At 55.7% G+C, this 20,413-nt stretch carries 18 protein-coding genes; 1 reads left to right on the top strand and 17 read right to left on the bottom strand.

Annotation, left to right across the window (positions count from 1 at the left end; all coding sequences use genetic code 11):
- Positions 1-41: 41 nt before the first annotated feature.
- The 14 genes from GCWU000341_RS02860 to GCWU000341_RS02790 all read right to left on the bottom strand — a co-directional run bounded on the left by GCWU000341_RS02860 (position 42) and on the right by GCWU000341_RS02790 (position 16,536).
- A complete protein-coding gene (locus GCWU000341_RS02860; RefSeq protein WP_196794787.1) occupies positions 42-2,765 on the bottom strand; it encodes a PEP/pyruvate-binding domain-containing protein in 2,724 nt (907 codons plus the stop codon).
- Positions 2,766-3,152: 387 nt separating this feature from the next.
- Entirely contained in the window at positions 3,153-3,773 is a 621-nt protein-coding gene (locus GCWU000341_RS02855) for a hypothetical protein (protein ID WP_009214220.1), read from the bottom strand.
- 15 nt (positions 3,774-3,788) lie between these two features.
- Positions 3,789-4,847: a hypothetical protein gene (locus tag GCWU000341_RS02850; RefSeq protein WP_009214219.1), complete on the bottom strand. Its 1,059-nt coding sequence runs from the start codon at positions 4,845-4,847 to the stop codon at positions 3,789-3,791.
- 288 nt (positions 4,848-5,135) lie between these two features.
- Positions 5,136-6,074, bottom strand: coding sequence for a hypothetical protein (locus GCWU000341_RS02845; protein WP_009214216.1), 939 nt, complete (start codon positions 6,072-6,074; stop codon positions 5,136-5,138).
- Positions 6,075-6,120: 46 nt separating this feature from the next.
- Positions 6,121-7,632, bottom strand: a complete 1,512-nt coding sequence (locus GCWU000341_RS02840; protein ID WP_009214215.1) for an AMP-binding protein — start codon at positions 7,630-7,632, stop codon at positions 6,121-6,123.
- 448 nt (positions 7,633-8,080) lie between these two features.
- Positions 8,081-8,788: a hypothetical protein gene (locus tag GCWU000341_RS02835; protein ID WP_009214213.1), complete on the bottom strand. Its 708-nt coding sequence runs from the start codon at positions 8,786-8,788 to the stop codon at positions 8,081-8,083.
- A gap of 94 nt (positions 8,789-8,882) precedes the next feature.
- Positions 8,883-10,073 carry a sensor histidine kinase gene (locus tag GCWU000341_RS02830; RefSeq protein ID WP_009214212.1) on the bottom strand — a complete coding sequence of 397 codons (1,191 nt, stop codon included), beginning with the start codon at positions 10,071-10,073 and terminating at the stop codon, positions 8,883-8,885.
- Positions 10,063-10,734: a response regulator transcription factor gene (locus tag GCWU000341_RS02825; RefSeq protein ID WP_009214211.1), complete on the bottom strand. Its 672-nt coding sequence runs from the start codon at positions 10,732-10,734 to the stop codon at positions 10,063-10,065. The genes GCWU000341_RS02830 and GCWU000341_RS02825 overlap by 11 nt, the downstream gene beginning before the upstream one ends.
- Before the next feature lie 6 nt (positions 10,735-10,740).
- Positions 10,741-11,616, bottom strand: a complete 876-nt coding sequence (locus GCWU000341_RS02820; RefSeq protein WP_009214210.1) for a 4Fe-4S binding protein — start codon at positions 11,614-11,616, stop codon at positions 10,741-10,743.
- A gap of 46 nt (positions 11,617-11,662) precedes the next feature.
- A complete protein-coding gene (locus tag GCWU000341_RS13715; protein WP_009214209.1) occupies positions 11,663-11,821 on the bottom strand; it encodes a CD1871A family CXXC motif-containing protein in 159 nt (52 codons plus the stop codon).
- Positions 11,818-12,975, bottom strand: a complete 1,158-nt coding sequence (locus GCWU000341_RS02810; protein WP_009214208.1) for a TlpA disulfide reductase family protein — start codon at positions 12,973-12,975, stop codon at positions 11,818-11,820. The genes GCWU000341_RS13715 and GCWU000341_RS02810 overlap by 4 nt, the downstream gene beginning before the upstream one ends.
- Before the next feature lie 381 nt (positions 12,976-13,356).
- On the bottom strand, positions 13,357-14,058 hold the full coding sequence (locus GCWU000341_RS02800; protein ID WP_009214206.1) for a response regulator transcription factor: 702 nt from the start codon (positions 14,056-14,058) through the stop codon (positions 13,357-13,359).
- A gap of 40 nt (positions 14,059-14,098) precedes the next feature.
- Entirely contained in the window at positions 14,099-15,142 is a 1,044-nt protein-coding gene (locus GCWU000341_RS02795) for a sensor histidine kinase (protein WP_009214205.1), read from the bottom strand.
- Positions 15,142-16,536, bottom strand: a complete 1,395-nt coding sequence (locus GCWU000341_RS02790; protein WP_040652966.1) for a glycine--tRNA ligase — start codon at positions 16,534-16,536, stop codon at positions 15,142-15,144. The genes GCWU000341_RS02795 and GCWU000341_RS02790 overlap by 1 nt, the downstream gene beginning before the upstream one ends.
- A 374-nt stretch (positions 16,537-16,910) precedes the next feature.
- Here GCWU000341_RS02790 and GCWU000341_RS02785 point away from each other — a divergent pair, with 374 nt between their 5' ends.
- Complete coding sequence (locus tag GCWU000341_RS02785) at positions 16,911-17,699, top strand: ATP-binding protein (protein ID WP_009214203.1); 789 nt, start codon at positions 16,911-16,913, stop codon at positions 17,697-17,699.
- A gap of 94 nt (positions 17,700-17,793) precedes the next feature.
- On the opposite strand, the gene GCWU000341_RS02780 is transcribed toward GCWU000341_RS02785, so the two are convergent.
- From GCWU000341_RS02780 to GCWU000341_RS02770, 3 genes are read right to left on the bottom strand one after another with little or no spacing between them, the layout of a single operon-like run.
- Positions 17,794-18,555 (bottom strand): class I SAM-dependent methyltransferase, encoded by a 762-nt coding sequence (locus GCWU000341_RS02780; protein ID WP_009214202.1) that lies wholly within the window; start codon positions 18,553-18,555, stop codon positions 17,794-17,796.
- Entirely contained in the window at positions 18,533-19,387 is an 855-nt protein-coding gene (locus GCWU000341_RS02775) for an ABC transporter ATP-binding protein (protein WP_009214201.1), read from the bottom strand. Before GCWU000341_RS02775 ends, GCWU000341_RS02780 begins: the two co-directional genes overlap by 23 nt.
- On the bottom strand, positions 19,384-20,412 hold the full coding sequence (locus GCWU000341_RS02770; RefSeq protein WP_009214200.1) for a FecCD family ABC transporter permease: 1,029 nt from the start codon (positions 20,410-20,412) through the stop codon (positions 19,384-19,386). The genes GCWU000341_RS02775 and GCWU000341_RS02770 overlap by 4 nt, the downstream gene beginning before the upstream one ends.
- Position 20,413: the final 1 nt, after the last annotated feature.

Genomic DNA, 20,413 nt, shown 5'->3' with positions numbered 1-20,413 from the left:
TCCTCCTCTGCCGCATCTCCCAGAAGCCCGCAGATCCCCTTTTATTTTCTGCTGCCGGCACTTCTCTCTTCCCCCGCCTCCTGACTCTCCTCTATCTCGATCCAGCCCTCGGTGCCGTTTACCAAAACACGGTCTCCATCGTGAAGCTTCTTCATCAGTCCCGGGACGCAGATCACGACGGGAAGCCCCATCTCTCTCGCGATCACGGCGGAGTGAGAGAGCAGGCTCCCCCTCTCGATGAGGAGCGCCTTCGCCCGGGGAAAAAGCACCGTCCAGCCGGGATCGGTGCGCTCCGCCGCCAGGATAAAGCCGGGCTCCGGAAGATCCTCCGGCTTCCTCACAATCCGGATCTCCCCCCTTATCCTTCCTCCGCCGCCGGGGATGCCGAAGAGTCTCCTCCCTCCGGAAGTACTTCTCTCCCTTCTTCTTTCTGCGGCCGAGCTTCGCTTCGACACAGAAAGCATATTCTCCGGACAGAGCTCCCCGTAGAAGTACATCCTCGGGGGAGCGGGCTTTTCCCGATTCTCCGAAAACTTCTTCTTCCTCCCGGCGATACGCTCCTTCCAGCCCCGGGAGTCCTCCCTCTCCCCGTCGATCCAGGAGAAAATCTCCGGCTTCGTGAGAAAGAAGATATCCCTCTCCTCTGAAATCAGGCCCTCCTCTGCGAGGTTTTTCCCAATCCGGAGAAAAATCCTCCGGACAATCGCATAGATGTAGGTCCTGCGAAGACGAAGACGCTCCCGGTTTCGAATAAAGTATTTTGTGAGGCGAAGGAGCAAATAGGCGCTCAGCCCCATTCTCCCCATGCCTTTGGAAAGACGCCGCTCTCTCCTTCCTGTCATCCCCCGCTTTTTCTTATGCGATTTGCCGCTTTTTCCGATCCTCCCTCCCTTTCCGCTCTCTTCCCGCTGAAGCTCCTCCTTCAGAGCGGAAAAGAGCGGCTCCGGGTCCTCCAAAAGGGTGATCGTCTCGAGCTTTAACTCCTCCATACTCCTCGCCCCGAACCTTTTGATATAGGATCGAATCCCCGAAAAAAGCGCCTCCTCTTCTTTTCCTCCCCTCCTCTTAAAAAGCTCCGAGAACTCTTTTCCGCTGTGCTCCCGGAAAAGGGCCCTTCCCCTTGGATCCTCCCGAAGCTTCTCCACAAGCTCCCGGTAGGCGAAGCTTTGCTCCGCGCTCTCCACTCCTCCCTGCCGGGACAGCTCTCTCCCAAGAAGCATTTCCGCGTCCTCCCCCCTCTTCTTCCGAAGGAGGGACAAAAGCGAACCGTAGGAGAGCATCGCGGCGATATCATTGATGATCGGCGTTGTGAAATCATCGAGGATCTCTCTCTCGAGCCTGGCGTAGAGCGCCTTTAGTGCAGAATTCTCCCAGCCCTCGAAGTCCGCCCCCTGATAGGGAGCGGTGACTCTTTCAAAGCGCCGGAGAAAATTCCGGCTGTCTCTCTCTATGCGGAGCATCCTTTTCAGAAAGCGAAGGTAGATGCGGGCCTTCCGGAGCTTCGCCTTCTGCACCGGCTCCTTCCACTCCACCTTCACCCCCATCATGGCCTCCATATAGGACTTGTTCTTCTCATATCCCGGGTAGAGCGCTGTCATCTTGTACCAGCTGTTCAGGCAGTAATAGATCTTGTTCTCATAGAATACGATCATGTGGGAGAGCTCCGGCCGGATCCGCTCGATCTCCTTCTCCGGGATCAGGAAATGCCGGAGCGTCTGCCGGTAAATTTTTTCATAGACCTCTCTTGCGAAGCTGTATGTGAGATCCGTCGTGACGCCGGCATAGCTCTCGATAATATTGGCATTGTCCAATATCGTGCGGGCTCTGTTCTTATCGATCTGCCGATAGGCCGTAATGAGCCTGTCCTGGAGGAGATAGATTTCATCCCCTCTCACGGCAAATTCCAGATCCCGGGCGCGCCGCCTCGGATAGCTCCGTTCCACCGCCCTTCCCAGCTCAGCAAGCCGGAGAATAAGAGATGCAGAGAGCCCTCTCCTTCCTCCGAAGACCTTCAAGGAGGAGTCTTCGAGAGCTCTCTCGGCCTCCTCCGAACAGGGAGAAAGCCTCCCCAGAATATCTACGGTATAGTCGAGGCTGTCTTTACTCCCGGATACCAGCCCCTCCCCGTTCCCCGCTGCCAGACTTACGAGGAGCTCGTCCGGATCGTTTGTCGCGGGATCCGTCGTGAAGAGGACACCGGAAAAATCCGCCTCCACCATCTCCTGAAAGATCACGGCGATCGAAAGATCCCCCCTGAGTATCCCCTCTCTCCTCCGATACTCCATCGCACGCTCTGAAAAACAGGAGGCATAGCAGCTCTTAAGAGCGGCGATATAATCGTCCTCTGTGCTCAGATTCAGGACAGAGTCCATCATTCCCGCAAAGCTGTGCCGCTCCCCGTCCTCATCAATGGCGCTGGAGCGGACCGCAAAGCGCCTCCCATCCGGGAAATGGAGGCGAAGCTCTCTGTCCAGGCTCTCCCGCATCCGAAGCGGGAGCTCCCTTCCCAGGATGAGATTCCTCATCTCATCGAGGATCTCCCTCTCTCCCCGGTAGCTGAGAAGAAGCTCCTGAAAATGGGAGAGCTCCTCTCCGAGAAAATCGTAGAAACAGCCGCTCCCCCAGATGAAAAAATCCGGCGTCAAAAAGCCGAGCGCGCGGAGACGCTGAAGATGCCAGCCCTTCCCGCCGAGAACGGGAAGAAGGGAGAGATCCGGAATTCTCCCCGACGACTTTTCTCGCTCCTCCCTCTTTCCTTTTTCCATAGCTTCCTCCTTTTCTCTCTGCCGCTCTCTAAAGGCTGCATTTCTGCCTTTCTTCCTGCTGCTCTCCGAAGATGCATTTCCGCCTTCCTCTCCGCTTCGCTCCAAAGGCACATTTCCGCCTTTTCCCCCCTGCGCTCTATCCTCATTGCCTCTGCCTGCCGGGCGCTCCCGCATCTCTGCCCTCTCCTCTTCTCTGCCTCTCTCGAAAAAGCGTCTCTTTCCTCTTTCTCTTTTCTCTCCGGATCCGTCTCTTTGCGCCCGCCGCCCCATCGCTCTGCCTCTATCTTATCTGTACCGCCTAAGAAGAATCGCCGGCATAAGCATAGATCTTATCCGAGCTGTCTAAGACGGATCCTTAGGAAGGGCCGTTCCACGCGATCCCGAAGCTCAGAGCTCCCCTGATCCTCCCCTCCCCTTCCTCTTCCGGATTCCATAGAAGAAAGATAGGGAAAAAAGCAGGAAGAAAAGTATAAGGGAGGAAGCAGGCAGACGAAATACTGCCGTATGCTCAGAGAGAAGGAAGAGATACGCCGCCGCGCTGAGACTTGCCGTAAACGGCTTTAAGAAAGGGAAGAGCTCCTGAAAAACAGAAAGGGAAAATAGCCCCGCAAAAAAGCACGGAATCGCTCCGAAGAAATGAAAAAGGAGGAGAAAGTATAAAAGAGCGGAGAAAAGATAGAGAAGCAGAAGCTCCGCTTTCTCGATCCTCGGGGGAAGGGAATCGCTCCTTCTCTGATCCTTCCCGGCTCTGTCCGCTTCGTAATCAAAAAAATCATCCGCGATACGGGAAGAGAGAAGCTGTAAAAGGATGAGTCCAAAGAGGGGAAGGAGAAAGTGAAGGGAAGAAGGCCCCCTCTCCCCGGACAAGCTCCGAAAAAAAAGAAGTAAAGCCGCAAAGAGAAGGGAGAGGAGGGCATAGAAAAGGATACGGCCCTTATAGAAAAAATATTGAAAAAAGCGCATATCCCCCTCTTTTTCCCGTCCCCTTATCTTAAAAAGCACTCTCATCTCTCCGCCCTCTTCCTAGCGGCGGGAGAGAAAACGTCGGTAGAGCTCTGCCTTCCAGAGCGTCGGAAACTGCGGCCTTCCGATAAAATGAAAGAGCTCCCGCATCGCCTCCTCCGGCTTTTCCTCCATCCATTCCTCTCTGAGGCGCCTCCCGGCCTCTTCCCTTCCAAGCTGGGAGTCCCGGACGAGAAAGCTGAGCTCCGGAAGACAGTGCGGGCGTCCCTCCGCCCTCTGATAGATGTATTTCGGCGCGAGATGGATGCGGCAGTCATAGTGCTGATATTCCTCTCCCGGGTCCCAGCTCGTCTTCGTTCGGAGAAAGCGGACGATCTCCTCCTCCCGGTAGGGATGATAGAGGAAGTAGGCCAGGAACTCCCGGAGCTCTCCCCGGGAATCCGGAAAGAGCAGCGCCCTCGCCTCTTCCCGGAGCTCCCGGTCCAGCTTCTCCTCGATCAAGGACAGAAGTCTCTGATAAAGCTTAGGAAGCTCCAGTTCTTCGGGAGGTTTAAGGCCCGCGCGGATCAGCTCCGTGAAGACATCCTCCCCATAGCAGCGAAACATCTGCTCCGGGCTTCTCCCGTGGATGACGAGAGCGGCGTCCTCCCGGGCGGAAAAGCGGATCATTGAGGCATAGCCCAGATAGGAACAGGCGATGCAGGGCGTGAGCCATTTTCGGACTGAGCTTCGGTAGAGGCGCTGCAGAAAGCTTTTCTCAAAGCGGATATATTCGTGCTCCACCGAAAGCTCCGATACGATGCGGTCGATATTGCTCCTCGCCCTCTCACTCAAAAAGCCGTTGCAGAGCGTGAAGGCCTTGATCCTGAGCCGGTAGCGTTTTTTCAGCTCATAGAGCACATAGATGCTGTCCTTCCCTCCGGAGATGCCGACCGCGGCGTCATAGCGATGCTTTCCTCTGATCCTCTCGATCCGCTCCGAAAACAGCTTCCCGAGACTCTCGTAATCCCTCAGCTTCTCTCTGTCTCTCAAGTAATTTTTACAGAAATTACAGATGCCATCCGCATGAAAGCGGATCCCCCGCACCGTCTCATCATTCAGACAGATTCTGCACCTCATGAGCTCTCCGAAAATCTCCCCTTTCCTCTCCGATCCCAGCCGCGCTGCTTCGCCGAAGACTCGGATTCAGACTCTCCCGCCACAGCGCTCGATCCCTCGCCCCGCGCGCTGTGGATGCGGGCCTCTGCCTTTGACAACGCCTTCTCACAGCCTCGGATTGATCACTATCATCCTAAGGAAGGGCCGGATCCAGCCTATGCCCTTGACAGCGCCCATTCACAGCCCCGGATTGATCACTAGCTTCTCAAGGGAGGGCCGGATACAGCCTGCGCTCTTGGCAGCGCCTGCTCACAGCTCTCCTCTCTGAATCTCCTGTCCTCCTCCGCCCCGAAGGCTCTTCGAAAAGACCGCGTAGCGCTTCTCCCGGGACTCATACTGCTCCGGGAAGCGCCGAAAGCCGGGCTTTTGCTCGCACTGAAAGTGATAGACGATCTCGTGATAGCCGGCCCTTCGCACAAGCTCCGAGCCAAAGCAGAGAAGAGCCGCATAGACTCCATGCTTTTGAAAGCGCTTTTTCACGGCACTTGTCTTGGAGATAAATTCTGTTCCCAGGGGATTCGGGTAGCCGTAGATATAGCCGATCATCTCTCCCTCCGGAGAGAAGGCCGCAGCCAGAACGAGGGGAAGGCTCCGGAAGCGGCTTAAGTAGATTCGATCGAAGGCCTCCCGCGGGAGCTCGGAATAGAGAAGCGCCGCGGAAAATGCGTCTCGGGAAATCTCATAGATCTCCCCGGCGAGGCCGAGCGCCTCCTCTCCGCGATATTCCAAAAAGCGGTATCCCTCTGAGAGGAGGCTTCGGTAGCTCTCCGCGGCTCTTTGAAGGAGCGGATTATCGATCAGGACGGCAGCGCTCCGATAGCTGTAGAGCTCCCGGTAATGAAGCCTCCTGAGCCAGTCCACAGCCTCGGGGGAATTCTCACAGTCCGGAAAATAATGGATGGAGAAGCCGCTGATGGCAAAGCGGTAGGACATCCAGGTGCAATAATTGACAGGACCCATGAGCTCAGAAAAGCCGAGCTCCGCGGCCCGCCTCTCCATCCTTTCAAAAAGACGCCCGGTCTCGGAAAAACTCCCGTCCAGCTTTGGAAAGCCAAACATGCAGGGATGCTCCGAAATCCCCCGGTTTACAATGAGACAGGCCTCGCAGCTTCCCTCCCGAAACCACTCCGCATAGTCCGAAAACCGCAGGATATCCCTCTCCGATATCTCAGAGGACTCCTTCTCCATCGCTCTCTCTGCCGCCTTTCTCTCTCCCCAAAGACTCAGTCCGTCCCTACTTCCACTGCCGGGGATCCTGCTTCCTGAGAAGCTCTACACTCTCAATCTGCGCGTACTTCGGGAGAATGTCGTTGACCCTCTCCAAAAGCCCGTCCTCAGGGAGCTCCCCGCTGTAGAGCCTCGCGTGGATATGTCCTCCCTCCTCCGAGAGCTCCGCTCTGTCCAGGGAAAGAGCCTGCCGCAGGCACTGCTCCAGCTCCTCCGGATAGATATTCTGCCCGTTCGAGCGGAGGATCATACGCGTCTTCCTCCCCTTCAGATAGAGCTTCCCTCCCCGAAGAAAGCCGAGGTCCCCGGTGTGAAAATACCCATCCCGGTCGAAGCAGGAGCGGTAGTAATCCTCCCTCCCGTAGTAGCCGATAAAGACATTGTCCCCCTTCACGCAGATCTCCCCGATGCCGTCGGAATCCGGCTTCGCGATGCGGACGGACTGATTCTCCAGGACCGTCCCGGAGGAGCTGATATCATGGCTTTGGTAGGAATATTCCAGGCTTATGATGGAGGCGGTCTCCGTGAGGCCGTAGGCCTCAATCAGGTTGATCCGCTCTGACTTGATTGCCGCCCGGATCTCCGTCCGAAGGGCCGCCCCGCCGGAAAAGAGGAAGCGGATATTCCCCCCGAGGAGGGCGGAGATACTCTTCCCCGTCTCCTCCGAGATCCGATAGATCCGTTCCAGCACGAGGGGAACCGCGCAGAGTACCGTGGGATGAAGCTCCGCGAGCTCGGAAAGGATCCTGTCCTTTCCGCTGGAGAGCGCGATCTTCATGCCGCTGATCAGGGAATAGAGAAAGTTTCCGATCTCCCCGAAGGTGTGGCTCAGGGGAAGAAAAAGGTAGGCGCGGTCTGTGTGCCGGATCGGCGCTCTCTGAAAGGTATTCTCCTGATTGGCGAAAATATTTCGGAGAGAGAGCATGACCGCCTTCGGTTCCCCGGTGCTTCCGGAGGAGAAGACAATCTTCACACAGCCATTTTCCGACTGGCTCGCCCATCTCCCGGGCGGAAAGGTGTTGTTGTAAAGGCCGGCATATTCATACTTCGCTCCGGAAAAGGAACGGCGCGCCGCCGCGGCATATTTCCATTCCGGAAGACGCATGCTCTCCCGCTGAAGCTCATAGAGAGAGAGAAGACAGAGCGACGGAAAGCGCTCCCGGAGCAGGCGGAGCGAGTCCTCCCTCCCCGGCGCATACAGGATCGCATCCAGCTCCAGACTCCCGCAGATCTCGAGAAGCTGTTTTCCGTCCCAGTATTCGGAGAGCGCCACGGATATCCCGGTATATCCGAGAACCGCGAGGTCTGCCGCCATAGAAAGACAGGAATTCTCCGAATAGATTCCGATTTTTTTCCCCTCGAGACCCTTTTTCCGAAGAACTCTCGCAAAGCGAAGCACATCCCGGTAAAAGCCCGCATAGCTCTGAGCCCGGTAAAAATCCCCCACCTTCTCGTAGAGATAGGCCTCCTCCCCATACTTCGCCGCATTTTCCCAAAGAAGCTGATCGATACTCTTCATAGGCCACTTCCTCCTCTGCTGCTGTCAATCCATCATGTCTGTTCGGATGAAGCGATGTCCACCTAAAGAAGTTTTACTGCCATAAAAGAAAAAGATCTTCAGAATAAAATTGAATCAAAACCTATCCTTTGTCATGCCTGCGGCTTTTGCTGAGCAGAGCGCCGGACAGCTGCATCCGCTTTTGTGCGGCTGCTGTCCGGAAGGGATTTTTACACTAATTAGTATAGCATATTTTTCCGAAAAAATATTACTCTTTCCGAAGGATATCCCTAAAAAAGACCGCCGCATGGAAAATCCATGCGGCGGTCTTTCTAAAAGATGCCGTTTCGCTCTGCCGCTCGCTCCTACTCCGACTGCCCTGCTCCTTCTGAAGCACGGCTTATGGGGCGGCAAAGCGGAAAAGCGGTCAAATCAACTTAGCAAACAGAAACCGGTCCGTCCTCTTTTGTTACAGAATCTCCAGCTTCTCCGCCTCCAGGACGTCTCCTCCCTTATTCACAGCGAGCTTCTTCGGCCAGATCAGGCATTTCGATCCCTTCTTCAGATCGCCGAGCCAGCTCTCCTTCTTCCCCTCAGAGCCGTACGGGACCGTATCCTCCCGGATGCTCCACTTGCGCCCGCTCGTATCGGTGAGCAGCATCCCCCACTTCTTTCTCTTCACCGATTTGATCTCGGCATAATAGGGGACATCTCCATTATCGATATCCGTGATGAACGCAAGCGCCCAGCTCTGGGGCGGGTAGCTCGCCGTGTACTCCGGAGACATCCAGGCGGATACCCTCATCCCGACCTTCAGATCGGAGCGGGAGAGTCTCTTTCCGCTCTCCGCGCTCACGACCGGCGTCGAGGCGTCCGTATTCGCGACGAGCTCATCCTCCTCGGTCTTTCCATCCTCTCCCTGAACCTCCGTCCGGATCACGATGCTCCCGCTCTTCTCATCGATCGAGCTGATCACCCCGGTCTCGAGGACAGAAACCTCCCTCAGCTCCGCTCCCCCCGCGGAGAGCTTTTCCGCATTCTCCGCCGGTACGGCCTCTGCCGCCTCTGTCTTCGCCTCCGGCGCCTTGCTGCTTCCCTTATCCGCCGAAGCGCTGCACGATGCAAGCGATGCCCCGATGAGACAAAGTGCCATGAATCCCGCTATCCTTTTTTTCATACTGAGCTCCTTTCTCTTGTATCCATCTCGGGGTTCCCTCCTCTGCAGCTTTTCCTATGGGAGAAGAACCCGTAGTACCCTATATCAGTCCTTATCAGCGGCGTTTCTGCCGCTGCTGTCTGCTCTTTGTGATCTCGGCGGCGCTCCCCTGGGGAGGAAAGCTCATGCGGAAGATGCATCCACCGGAGGGATTATCCAGCACGCGGATCCCGCCGCCCAGCTTCTGTACGATGTCCCGCACCAGGGCGAGCCCGATTCCGTAGCCGCTGTTTCTTTGGCTCCGGGAGATATCCGCCCGGTAGAAAAGGTCGAAGGCGTGGCTTTTCTCCTCGTCGCTCATGCCGATGCCGCTGTCTGTCACGTCGATCTCCAGTCCTCTTTCCCTCCTCACCCGAAGCTCACAGCTTCCGCCGGGAGTATTGTATTTGATCGCATTGTCCACGAGGTTGTAGATCGCTCTCTCCAGGAGAAGATCATCCGTGTAAAAGACCGCGTCATCTCCCGTCACATGGAGCGAGATCTCCTTCTCCGAGGCCTTCTCCTCCAGGTCCAGAATCACCTCCTCTGCAAGCTCTCTCACGAAGACCTCCTTTCTCTCCGGCTTTTCATCCCGGGTGAGAAAGAGAATCCCCTCCACGAGACCCGAGAGCCTCGTGATGTTTTTCTCCATGCTGTCCACAAAATCCGCAAGCTCTCCGGAAGGACTCCTCTCCTTCTTTCGAAAGACATCGATCTTTGTCTTCAGAACCGCGAGCGGCGTCCTGAGCTCGTGCGCTGCATTGATGCTGAACTGCCTCTGTTTCTCATAGTTTTCATAGATCTTGTTGATGGCCGCCTGGAAGCCCTCCGAGAGCGCCCGGATCTCATAGCTTCCCTTCTCGATCCGGATCTCGTCCTTTACGTATTCCACATTATCGATGTCGATCTCATTGACCTTCTCCGTCAGAAGCCGGAGGGGCTTAAGCATCCTCCGAATCACGAGGACGAAGAGCAGGGCGCCTCCCAGCATGGTGATTCCCATAATGAAGGCGGCATAGATGCGGTACTCCGCGAGGGTCCGGATCTGCGCCTCATCTACAACGAGAGTCAGCGGTGTATCCTCCGCATCATTCCCACCCTCCATGCCGTAAAAGCTGTGCTCCAGCTGGGACGCGAGCTTCCCCGCCATCCTGCTCTGCTCCTTCCAGAGCATATAGTTGGAAAAGAGGAGCATGAATGCGAAGACCCCGATCGTGACCGCCGTCAGCTTCAGCGCGAGGGAATGTGTCGACAGCCTATCCTTCATCGATGATATATCCCTTCCCGATCTCATTTCTTATGATATTTTTCCCGAGGCTCTCCTTCAGCTTCCTTCGGAGAGCGGATACATGGACCCGCACGGTATTGCTGAATTCGTTCATATCCCCGTCCCAGACATGCTCCAGAAGCTCCTCCTGAGAGATATAATTCCCCTGATTCAGGAGGAGATACTCGAGGATCCCGAGCTCCTTCGCCGTGAGACGGATCGCCTTTCCCTCCGCCGTCACGGTTTTACTCCTCATATCATAGGAGATGCCCTGGGCGGAGAGGACCGTATCCTCCTGCAGCTGCTTCCTCCGGAGGAGGGAGCGGATCCTCGCCTCCAGCTCCTCGAAATGAAAGGGCTTGATGAGATAGTCATTGGCTCCGAGATCCAGACCCTTTACCCTGTCCTTGATCTCCGTCCTTGCCGTGAGCATGATGACATTGACAAGCTTATTCTCCCTTCGGATAAGCTGAAGAAGCGTAAAGCCGTCGATCTTCGGAAGATTGATGTCCAGTACGATGAGATCATAGCTTCCCGAGAAAAAGAGCTCCTCTGCGATCTCCCCGTCCGCCGCCGTATCCACCGTATAGCCGGAGAGGCGAAGCCCCTCGGCGATGCTCTGCCTGAGCTCTCTCTCATCCTCCACCACCAAAAGCTTCACGACTTCTCAGCTCCTTCCCGGGCTCTCCCGAAGACTCCGCTCCGCGCCGTCCTTTCGTCCCTTCAGTCCCTCTATGAAAAATCCGCTCTTCAGAGCCCCGGCGGCGCAGGCCTTCTCGCAGCGGCCGCAGCGGATGCACTCCAGATGATTGCAGTTCTTCATCGGATCGATCTGCATCTGACAGGCCCTCCTGCACGCCCCGCAGCCCGTACATTTATCGGGGTCCAGACGGTAGGAGAAGACAGAGATCGGATTAAAGAAGGAATAGATCGCTCCCAGGGGGCAGATATACTTGCAAAATGGGCGGTAGATCAGGATGGAAAGGAAAATCGTCACAAAGAGAAGCACGTTTTTCCATAGATAGAGGAAGCCCACTGCCCCTCTCATCGTCCGGTTCAGAAGAACCAGGGGGATTCCGCCCTCCAGTGTCCCAACGGGGCAGATCAGCTTGCAAAAGTACGGCGAACCCTGTCCGATGATGTCCACCAGGAAGAGCGGAAGCAGGATGACAAAGACAAGGAGCAGCAGATATTTCAGCTTCCGGAGCAGCTTATCTCCCCGGAAAGTTCCGATCTTCTTCGGAAAAGGGATCTTGTGAAGAAGATCCTGTATCAGCCCGAAGGGGCAGAGCCAGCCGCAGACGAATCTCCCGAGGATTGCTCCGACCAGAAAGAGAAAGCCCAGCACATAGTAGGGAAACTTGAACTTATAGCTCCCGATCACCGCCTGAAGAGAGCCGATCGGGCAGGCCCCCCTCGCTCCCGGGCAGGAATAGCAGTTCATGCCCGGGACGCAGAGCTCCTTCAGCCGCCCTCCGTAGATCTTTCCGCTGAGAAAGCCCTGCAGATAGCTGTTGCTGATCAGTGCCCAGAGGGCCTGCATCCGATGTCTCGGCCACTCATTTATATTTCTTTTCCTGACGTTTTTCTTATCCAATTCCGATACACTCCATACAGATTCTGATCGCCTTTGCCAGCACGACCTCTCCCTCACCTCTCCAGAGTCCATAGATCATCATGAAGATCCCGAGAAGCGCCGCGCAAAGTCCCGGAGCGCGGGAGAGAAGCCAGCGCCTTATCCTTATCATGATCCGCTCTCCTTAAGCTTTTTCTGCTCCTTCTCCACGATTTCCTTCCAGTCCTTCAGGCTTCTGCTCCCGCTGTAGCTGTCTCCGACGATATTTCCATTCTTATCTACGAAGAAGGTCTCCGGCATCGCCTGTAGATTCTTTACTCTGCCGTTCAGATAGGAGCTGTCCGGGATCAGGAAGGGATAGCCCGCCTTTGTCTTCGCCTGGATCAGCTTCGCCTTTTCAATGGCCTCCTGATTCTCCTCTCCGCTCTCATCGCGGGTATCCGTGACGACGCCCACCACATTGACGCCCTTGTCCTTCATCTCCTGCCGAAGCTTCTCAAGATCCGGGATCTCCTGCACGCAGGCCGTGCACCAGGTCGCAAAGACGTTGACCATCGTAAGATCATAGTCCGAAAAGTCCTTCTCCGAAAAGTCCGCGCCGTCGATCGTCTTCGTCGAAAGAGGCGCGATGGAGGCGGTGCCGGAGGCTGTCATGCTCTGCCCCGCGGGTACGGAGGCGCCGTTTTCCGACATTTCCTCTCTCTCCCCTATCGTCACACCGATCTCCTCGATGAGCCCTCTCTCCTCCTCCGACGCGGAAGGATCCGTGCCCATATAGTAGACATACTTTCCGTCGCTGCTCTCCCCGATCTTTTTCTGTGTGCTGCACCTTGTCAGCTCCTTGATCTCCTCCTCCGTCATATCGGAGGCATACATGCCGATCGTTCCGACCCGGGAAAGGCCCTTCATCCAGTTCGTATAGCCGTCTCCTATTTTCTTGACCTCCGCTTCCCTCTGCTCCTTCGTGAGCTTGTTCCAGGAGACGAGGAAGTAACGAAATCCTCCCTTCTCATCCGCGAGGGAGTCGTCGAACATGGCGATCTCCTTCTGATCCATCTTCGAAAGAAGCTTCTCCGGAAGACTGAACGAGACTCCCATATAGGGAAATTCATATTTGTCGCTGCGCTGCCAGGCGTAATCCGCGGGCTTAAAGCTCTCATCCGACATCCCGGCCTGCTCTATGTTCATGCCGTCCATGGCCGCCACGCTCTCCGCCGCGGGGCTTCCCGCCGCCTTCTCCTCTTTCTTTCCTCCGCAGGCCGTAAGCCCGAGGCATAAGCCAAGGCTCAGCATAAGGGCGGCTGCCCTGCTTCCGTTTCCTCTCATATTTAACTCCTTGATCTCCTTAAGACTTTTCCTTTCATCCCGGGAAGCAGACGGAGCAAAGCGCCGGAGCCGTCTTCCCTATCGACAAGGGCAGTATAGCATGGCGGGTATAAAGTTCCTGTTAAGAAATCCGATTTTCGGAGTTTTTTTGAAGGGAGCGGTCCGTCCGCCCCTTTGGAAGCTGTTTCAAGCGGCCGACAGCCCGCTTTCGAAGCGGGCTCATCCCATTCCGCAGCCTTTGGAGTTTATGATCCCCGGATCGACCCGCTCGAAGCTACGGCAGTATAGTATGGGAAGCCGCATGGATAGGAAGCAAAACGGAAGGTGAGAATGGATGAAGAAAACGAAAAATCCCGCATCGGAAAGCCGTACGGATAGTTCTCAGACTTTAAAGCGGTAGCCGACTCCCCAGATCGTCTCGATATACTGCGGCTTTGAAAGATTATCGATCTCGATCTTCTCCCGGAGCTTCTTGATGTGAACCGTGACGGTCGCGATGTCCCCGACGGAATCCATCTTCCAGATCTCTTTAAAGAGCTCCTCCTTGCTGTAGACGTGATTTGGGTGGGAGGCAAGAAAATAGAGGAGATCAAATTCACGGGCTGTAAAGGGGACCTCTTTTCCGTTTACGAAGACGCGGCGGGCCGTGCTGTCGATCTTGATCCCCCGGATTTCCAGGATGGGGATTTCCGTCCGGCTGCTGCCGAGCAGTCTCTCATAGCGGGCGAGGTGCGCCTTGACCCTTGCGACAAGCTCGCTCGCCGAGAAGGGCTTTGTCATATAATCGTCCGCACCGAGTCCGAGCCCGCGGATCTTATCGATATCGTCCTTTCTCGCGGAGACCAGGATGATCGGGATATCCTTCCTCTCCCGCACCTCGCCGCAGATTTCGAAGCCGTCCTTTCCGGGGAGCATGAGATCCAGGATCAAAAGTGCATAGTCCTCCTTTAATGCCCTGGCAAGTCCCTTCCCGCCGTCCGATTCCAGGTCCACGGAAAAGCCGGAGAGCTCCAGATAATCTCTCTCCAGCTCCGCAATCGCCTCTTCGTCCTCCACGATCAGAATCCGCTTCCTCTCATCCATAAAAATCCTCCCGTCCCCGCTCCCTTACGGCCTTCCCTCTTCAGTGCTCTCCTTTTAGCGCCGTGTCCTTTCTGAGCGTAAAGTGGATCGTCGTCCCCGCTCCCTCCGCGCTCTCCGCCCAGATTCTCCCCCCGCTGTCCTCTATGATCTTGCGGGCGATGGAAAGACCGATTCCGGATCCTCCCTTCCGGGAATTCCGGGAGGAATCCTCGCGGAAAAAGCGCTCAAAGACATAGGGGAGAGCGGAGCTTTGAATCCCCCGGCCGTTGTCAAAGATCCGCACCTCCACGAAATCCCCCGCGTCCCCCACGAAGATTCTGACCTCCGGATTCGCCTTGTCCATGTATTTCACAGAATTTGAGATGATGTTGTTCACGACCTTCCGAAGCTGCTCCGGATCGGCCAACATCAAAACGGAATCCTCCACCTCGTTCTTATAGGAAAAGCGGTAGCCCTTCGACTCCATATCGAGTCCGATCTCGTCCGCACAGTCGGAGAAATATTCCCGCACGCTGATGCGTCTGAAATGGTAGGGAATCTTGTTGGTCTCGATCTTTGCGTAATAATTCAGCTCGTCGATCAGACGATCCATGTCGTTCGCCTTGTTGTAGATCGTGCGGATATACTTCTGCTGGCGCTCCGGGCTCTTCGCGATGCCGTCCAATATCCCCTCCGAGTAGCCCTTGATCGTCGTGAGAGGCGTCTTCAGATCGTGGGCGATATTGGAGATCAGCACCTTGTTCTCCGTGTCGTTTCGGATCTTCTCCTCCTGTGTCTCCTTCAGGCGGATCCGCATCTGTTCGAAGGCCTCCATCAGCTCTCCGAATTCATCCTCCGTCTCCGCCTCCAGCGTAAAGTCCAGATCTCCGGATTCGATCCGCTTCGCCGCCCGCTTAAGCTCATCCACCGGCTTCACGATGCCCATATAGATCCACAGGATGAAAAGAAGGCCCGCGAGCACAAGGATCAGGATCCCGGAGCTTAAGCTGAGGATGCCCAGGGAGGAGAGGAAGATAAGGAAAATGGGGAGCAGCGTGCTGACGCCGAAGCTCACCGCGATTCTCCCCATCAGACCGATTTTCATCAGAAGCTCAGCTTCTCCTCAAAGTACTCCGGAAGGGAAGCGATCGGCAGCCGGACCTGCTGCATGCTGTCCCTCTCCCGGACGGTGACGCAGCCGTCCTCCTCCGAGTCAAAATCATAGGTCACACAGTATGGTGTGCCGATCTCATCCTGCCTCCGGTAGCGCTTTCCGATATTTCCCCTGTCATCATACTCGCAGTACCAGCGGCGGGAGAGCTCGGTGCAGATCTTCTCCGCGCCCTCGGAAAGCTTCTTCGAGAGCGGCAGCACGCCGATCTTCACCGGGGCGATCGCCGGATGGAAGCGGAGCACGGTTCTCTCCTCCCCGCCCTCCAGCTCCTCCACATCGTAGGCCGCGCAGAGGAAGGCCAGCGTCACGCGGTCCGCCCCGAGAGACGGTTCTATGACATAGGGGATATAGTGATCCTTCGTCTCGTCATCGAAGTAGCTCATATCCTGCCCGGAGATCTCCTGGTGACGGGAGAGGTCATAATCCGTCCGATCCGCAATGCCCCACAGCTCTCCCCAGCCAAAGGGGAAGAGGAATTCCAGATCCGTGGTCGCCTTGGAGTAGAAGCTGAGCTCCTCCTTATCGTGATCCCTCGCCCGAAGCATCTTTCCCGGAAGTCCGAGCGTAAGCAGCCAGTTTTTGCAGTAATCCTTCCAATACTGGAACCATTCGAGATCTGTGCCGGGCTTACAGAAAAACTCCAGCTCCATCTGCTCAAACTCCCTCGTCCGGAAGGTGAAGTTCCCCGGCGTAATCTCATTTCGGAAGGATTTTCCGATCTGCCCGATGCCGAAGGGGAGCTTCTTCCGGGAGGTTCTCTGGACATTCTTAAAGTTCACGAAGATCCCCTGCGCGGTCTCCGGGCGGAGGTATACGGCATCCTTCGCGTCCTCTGTCACGCCCTGAAAGGTCTTGAACATAAGGTTGAACTGACGGATCCCGGTAAAATTATGCTTCCCGCAGCTGGGGCAGGGGATCCGCTGCTCCGAGACGAAGCTCTCCATCTTCTCCTTCGTCCAGCCGTCGACAGAACCATCCAGCGCGATCCCGTGTTCCGATGCGAAGTCCTCGATCAGCTTATCCGCCCGGAAGCGCTCGTGGCACTCCCGGCAGTCCATCAGAGGATCGGAGAAGCCGGAGAGGTGCCCGGAGGCGACCCAGGTCTGCGGATTCATGAGAATCGCGCAGTCGATCCCCACATTATGCTTCGATTCCTGGATGAACTTCTTCCACCAGGCGCGCTTTACATTGTTCTTGAGCTCGACGCCGAGATTTCCGTAATCCCAGGTATTCGCAAGTCCTCCATAGATCTCGGAGCCGGGATAGACGAAGCCTCTCGACTTCGCGAGGGAAACGATCGTGTCCATTGCATAATTTTTTGCCATAAGTTCCTCTTTCTGCCGCCGGAGTGCGGCAAGCAACCGACCTTTACCGATGGGTGATCCGTCGTCAGGCGAAACTGTCCCATGTTTATCTACTATAGCGCGATTCGCCTTGAAAATCCAGCCATGCTTATAAGGCGCGCTCCGTCACATTATAGGATTACCATACATGTGTTACAGCAGTAAAGGAAGCCGTCTGCCGCCCGGAAAGTGGAAGAAATCACGGTTTAAGTTGAAAGAGAATACTTAATAACAAAGACGGAGGATAGTTGTTAAACATGCTCCGTCTGGGATATTTAGTTTGAAGTCGCAGATTGCGGCTTCAAAAATTATTTTATTGTCTTAAGCCTTGCTATAAGATCTTTTTCAGGGATGCTATGGGCATCGTTGTTGATGTCAATTGGCTTACAGAGGGTGACAAGGAGTATATCGAGATCGGTTATTTTGAAAGCGACTCCGAGCTGCTTTATCAGGATGAAGTCCACGGCTCCATTTTGGAACAGGTCGATAAAGCAATTGAACTGATCTATTTCAAATATATGCGCGCCAAGATCACATATGAGGGGATTTACAGGCGTGAACGCTGCTTTGTACCGGATGCAGCGTTAAGAGAAGCACCGCTCAATGCAATCTGTCATAAGCAGTATGAGTCCAGGATACCAATTCAGGTTAGTGTTTATGATGACAGGCTTTATGTAGCAAATGTAGGACGCCTTCCTGAAAACTGGACGTTGGAGAATCTGATGAGTAAGCATGCTTCCTTGCCATATAACCCTGATATAGCTCATATCTTTTATCTGGCAGGCTTCATTGAAAGCTGGGGGCGTGGGATTGAAAAGATCTGCGATTCTCTGAAAGCAGATAATCTTCCGATGCCGGAATATACCGTCCATCCCGGCGATATCATGATAAAGTTTACCGGGCCGGAGGATAGAATTGTCAGGGTGAATAATAAGGTGAATGATAGGGTGAATGTTCACGTGAATGATCGAGAAAGTGCCCTGTTAAACTACCTTGCTCAAGACCCCGGGTACACGGTAACACAACTTGCTGAAATGATGAATGTCAGTAGAAAAACAATAGCGGGATATTTGAAAACTTTGAAAGAGAAAGGCGCTATCGAGCGTATCGGAACAACGAGAACGGGGTACTGGAAGATCAAGTAGCCCAAAGTAAAACAGAATAATGAATGAAACGAAGGCGCCGACTATAATGTCGACGCTTTCGTTTCTCGTAAGGGCAGGGATTTTGCTTTTGTACTTATCGCTTTTCGCTCACACTTGCGATATAGCCAAGCTCTCTGTCGTGCTCCTTAAAGTAGCGGGACATAGTGTGGAACATCTCCCGCTCCTCTTTCTTCTGTCCCCTCAGGATGATCGCAGCCGCGCGGAGGAGCCCCTCATCCCGGATCATCCCGATCGGGTCCATGAGCGTGATCCTCCCATAGCGCTGCACCGGCCGGAAGGAATGCTTCTCAAGGACCGCCTTCCAGCCCGGGACGCTCAAGGGCTCCACATTCATCCGAATAGCCCGGCTGAGTCCGGCCCGAAGCTCCCGCTGCTTTTCGGGATTCTCTTCATAGAGGCAGACATCATGGGTGAGGAGGAGTCCGCCCGGCTTCAGTACCCTGTAGTACTCCGAAAGTGCCCTGTCCTTTCCGTCCCCTGTCAGCATCGTAAGCATCGCCTCGTTGATGAGGATGTCGAAGCTCTGGTCCGGGAAGGGAAGGCAATAGGCATCCGCCCTCTGCACGGAGAGCCTGTCCTGAAGGCCCGCTCTTCGGATATTCCGCCCTGCCTTCTCCAGTGCCCCCTCATCCAGGTCCACCCCGATCACACGGCAGGGATAATGCCTTCCGATCCGAATCATCGTGGTCCCCATATTGCACGCCACCTCTAAGACTTTCGTATCCTTCCCAAACTCTGCCTTTCCGAGAAGCCAGTTCGTCGCGGCGATCCCTCCCGGTCTCAGCCGACGCTTCCCAAGTCTTGCCAGAAATTCATGCCCTGCTTCTCTCTTCATGCTTGTCTTCTCCTTCTCTCTCATTCCAAGCCTCCGCTTCTTCGGGGATGAGCTCCACCGGCACGATGCTCTTCAGCGCCTTCCCCTTGAAGTGAATTTCATTGACGACGACTCTCACCCGGAACGCCCTCGCGATGTTTTCCGCGCAGAGGACCTCCCGGACCGCTCCGCTGATATAGCTTCCCTCCCGGTCCATCATGAAGGCCTCATCCGCGATGGCCAGGGCATTGGTCGGATAATGGGTGTTCATGACGGCCGCGATTCCCTCCTCGTGAACCAGTCGGTCAATCATGTCCAGCACGAGGAGCTGATTGTGAAAGTCCAGACCGGTCTCCGGCTCATCCAGGATGATAAGCTTCGGATGATTGATCAAAGCCTTCGCGATGAGCACCATTTGCAGCTCTCCGCCGCTCATCTGATTGCAGTCCTTTCCGGAGAGCGATGTAATGTGCAGCTTCTCCATAAGCTCCAAAGCCTGCTCCCGCTCCTTCTGCCCCGGCTGGGCGAAGGGCCCGAGATGGGCGCTCCTCCCCATAATGACCATCTCAAGCCCGGAAAAGGAGAAGGCAAAGGAATGGGACTGCGGGATATAGGAGATATCGGACCAGATCTCCCGGGGCCTAAGCCTCCGGATATCCCTCCCAAGGAGTAAAGACCTCCCGGATTTCCAGGGCAGTATCCCCGTCATGCACTTTAGGAGTGTCGTCTTCCCGACGCCGTTCGGACCGAGTACGGAGAGCATCCTCCCCTCCCTCACATCAAGAGAAATCCCATTCAGGATCTGCCCTCCTTCCGGATAGGAGTAGCAGCCCCCCTCCACCTTCAGAATCATCGAAAGCTCCTCTCCGAGCGCTTCAAAAGCAGGATGAAAAAGGGCGCTCCCAGGATCGCCGTCAGCACGGAGAGCGGGAGCTCAATCACGGTCAAAGTCCGGGACAGGGTGTCGATGAGGATCAGAAAGGAGGCCCCGAGGCTGATGCTCATCGGGATCACCAGTCGATTATTGCTCCCCGTCATCATCCTCGCGCAGTGCGGGATCAAAAGCCCGACCCAGCCCACCTGCCCGCACATGGAGACCGAGGAAGCGGTGATCATGGTGATCGCAAGCACCAGGAGAATCCGCATCCTCTTCAAATGGATGCCGCTCGCCCTCGCTTCATCCTCGCTGAGGGAGAGGATGTTGAACTGCCAGCGGAGCAGGTAGATGAGCGCTGTCCCGATCAGAATCATGGGGCTTCCGATCAGCAGTTTCCGATAGGATGCCCCGGTGAAGCTCCCCATCAGCCAATAGGTGATCTGCGGGAGCTTATCCATCGGGTCTGCCGTATATTTCAGGAGGGAGGAGAGCGCATTGAAGAGGGAGGAAATCATCACACCGGAGAGAACCAGAAAGAGGATCGAGATCCCCCGCTTTCCCGAGGAGAGCCGCAGTGTCACAAAGACGGAGAAGAGGCCAAAGAGCAGCGCCGTCGCCTGAATCCCCGCCATATTAAAGGACAGAATAATCGCAAGGATCGCCCCGACGCAGGTCCCGCTCGTCACACCCAGGATATCCGGTGTGGCAAGCGGATTGGAAAAGAGCGCCTGGCAGGCCGCCCCTGCGCAGCCAAGCCCTCCTCCCACCGCAATCGCCATCAATATCCTCGGGATGCGGAGCTCGAAGATCACGGCGCGCGCCTGCGGATCCGCATCCCTCCCCGTAAGTGTCAGAAAAGCCGTCTCTATGAGCTTCGCCGGGGGCAGGCTCATGCGCCCGAACCCGCAGCAAAATACGGCGATGAGCGGCGGGAGCAGGAGCATGGCGGCGATTGCCCAGGGGCGGAAGGCCCCGTTTCGAAGCAGCAGCTTTCTTTCCATC

Source organism: Oribacterium sp. oral taxon 078 str. F0262, assembly GCF_000160135.1.
Classification (GTDB): Bacteria; Bacillota; Clostridia; order Lachnospirales; family Lachnospiraceae; genus Oribacterium.
This window is presented reverse-complemented; position numbering and strand designations above follow the sequence as displayed.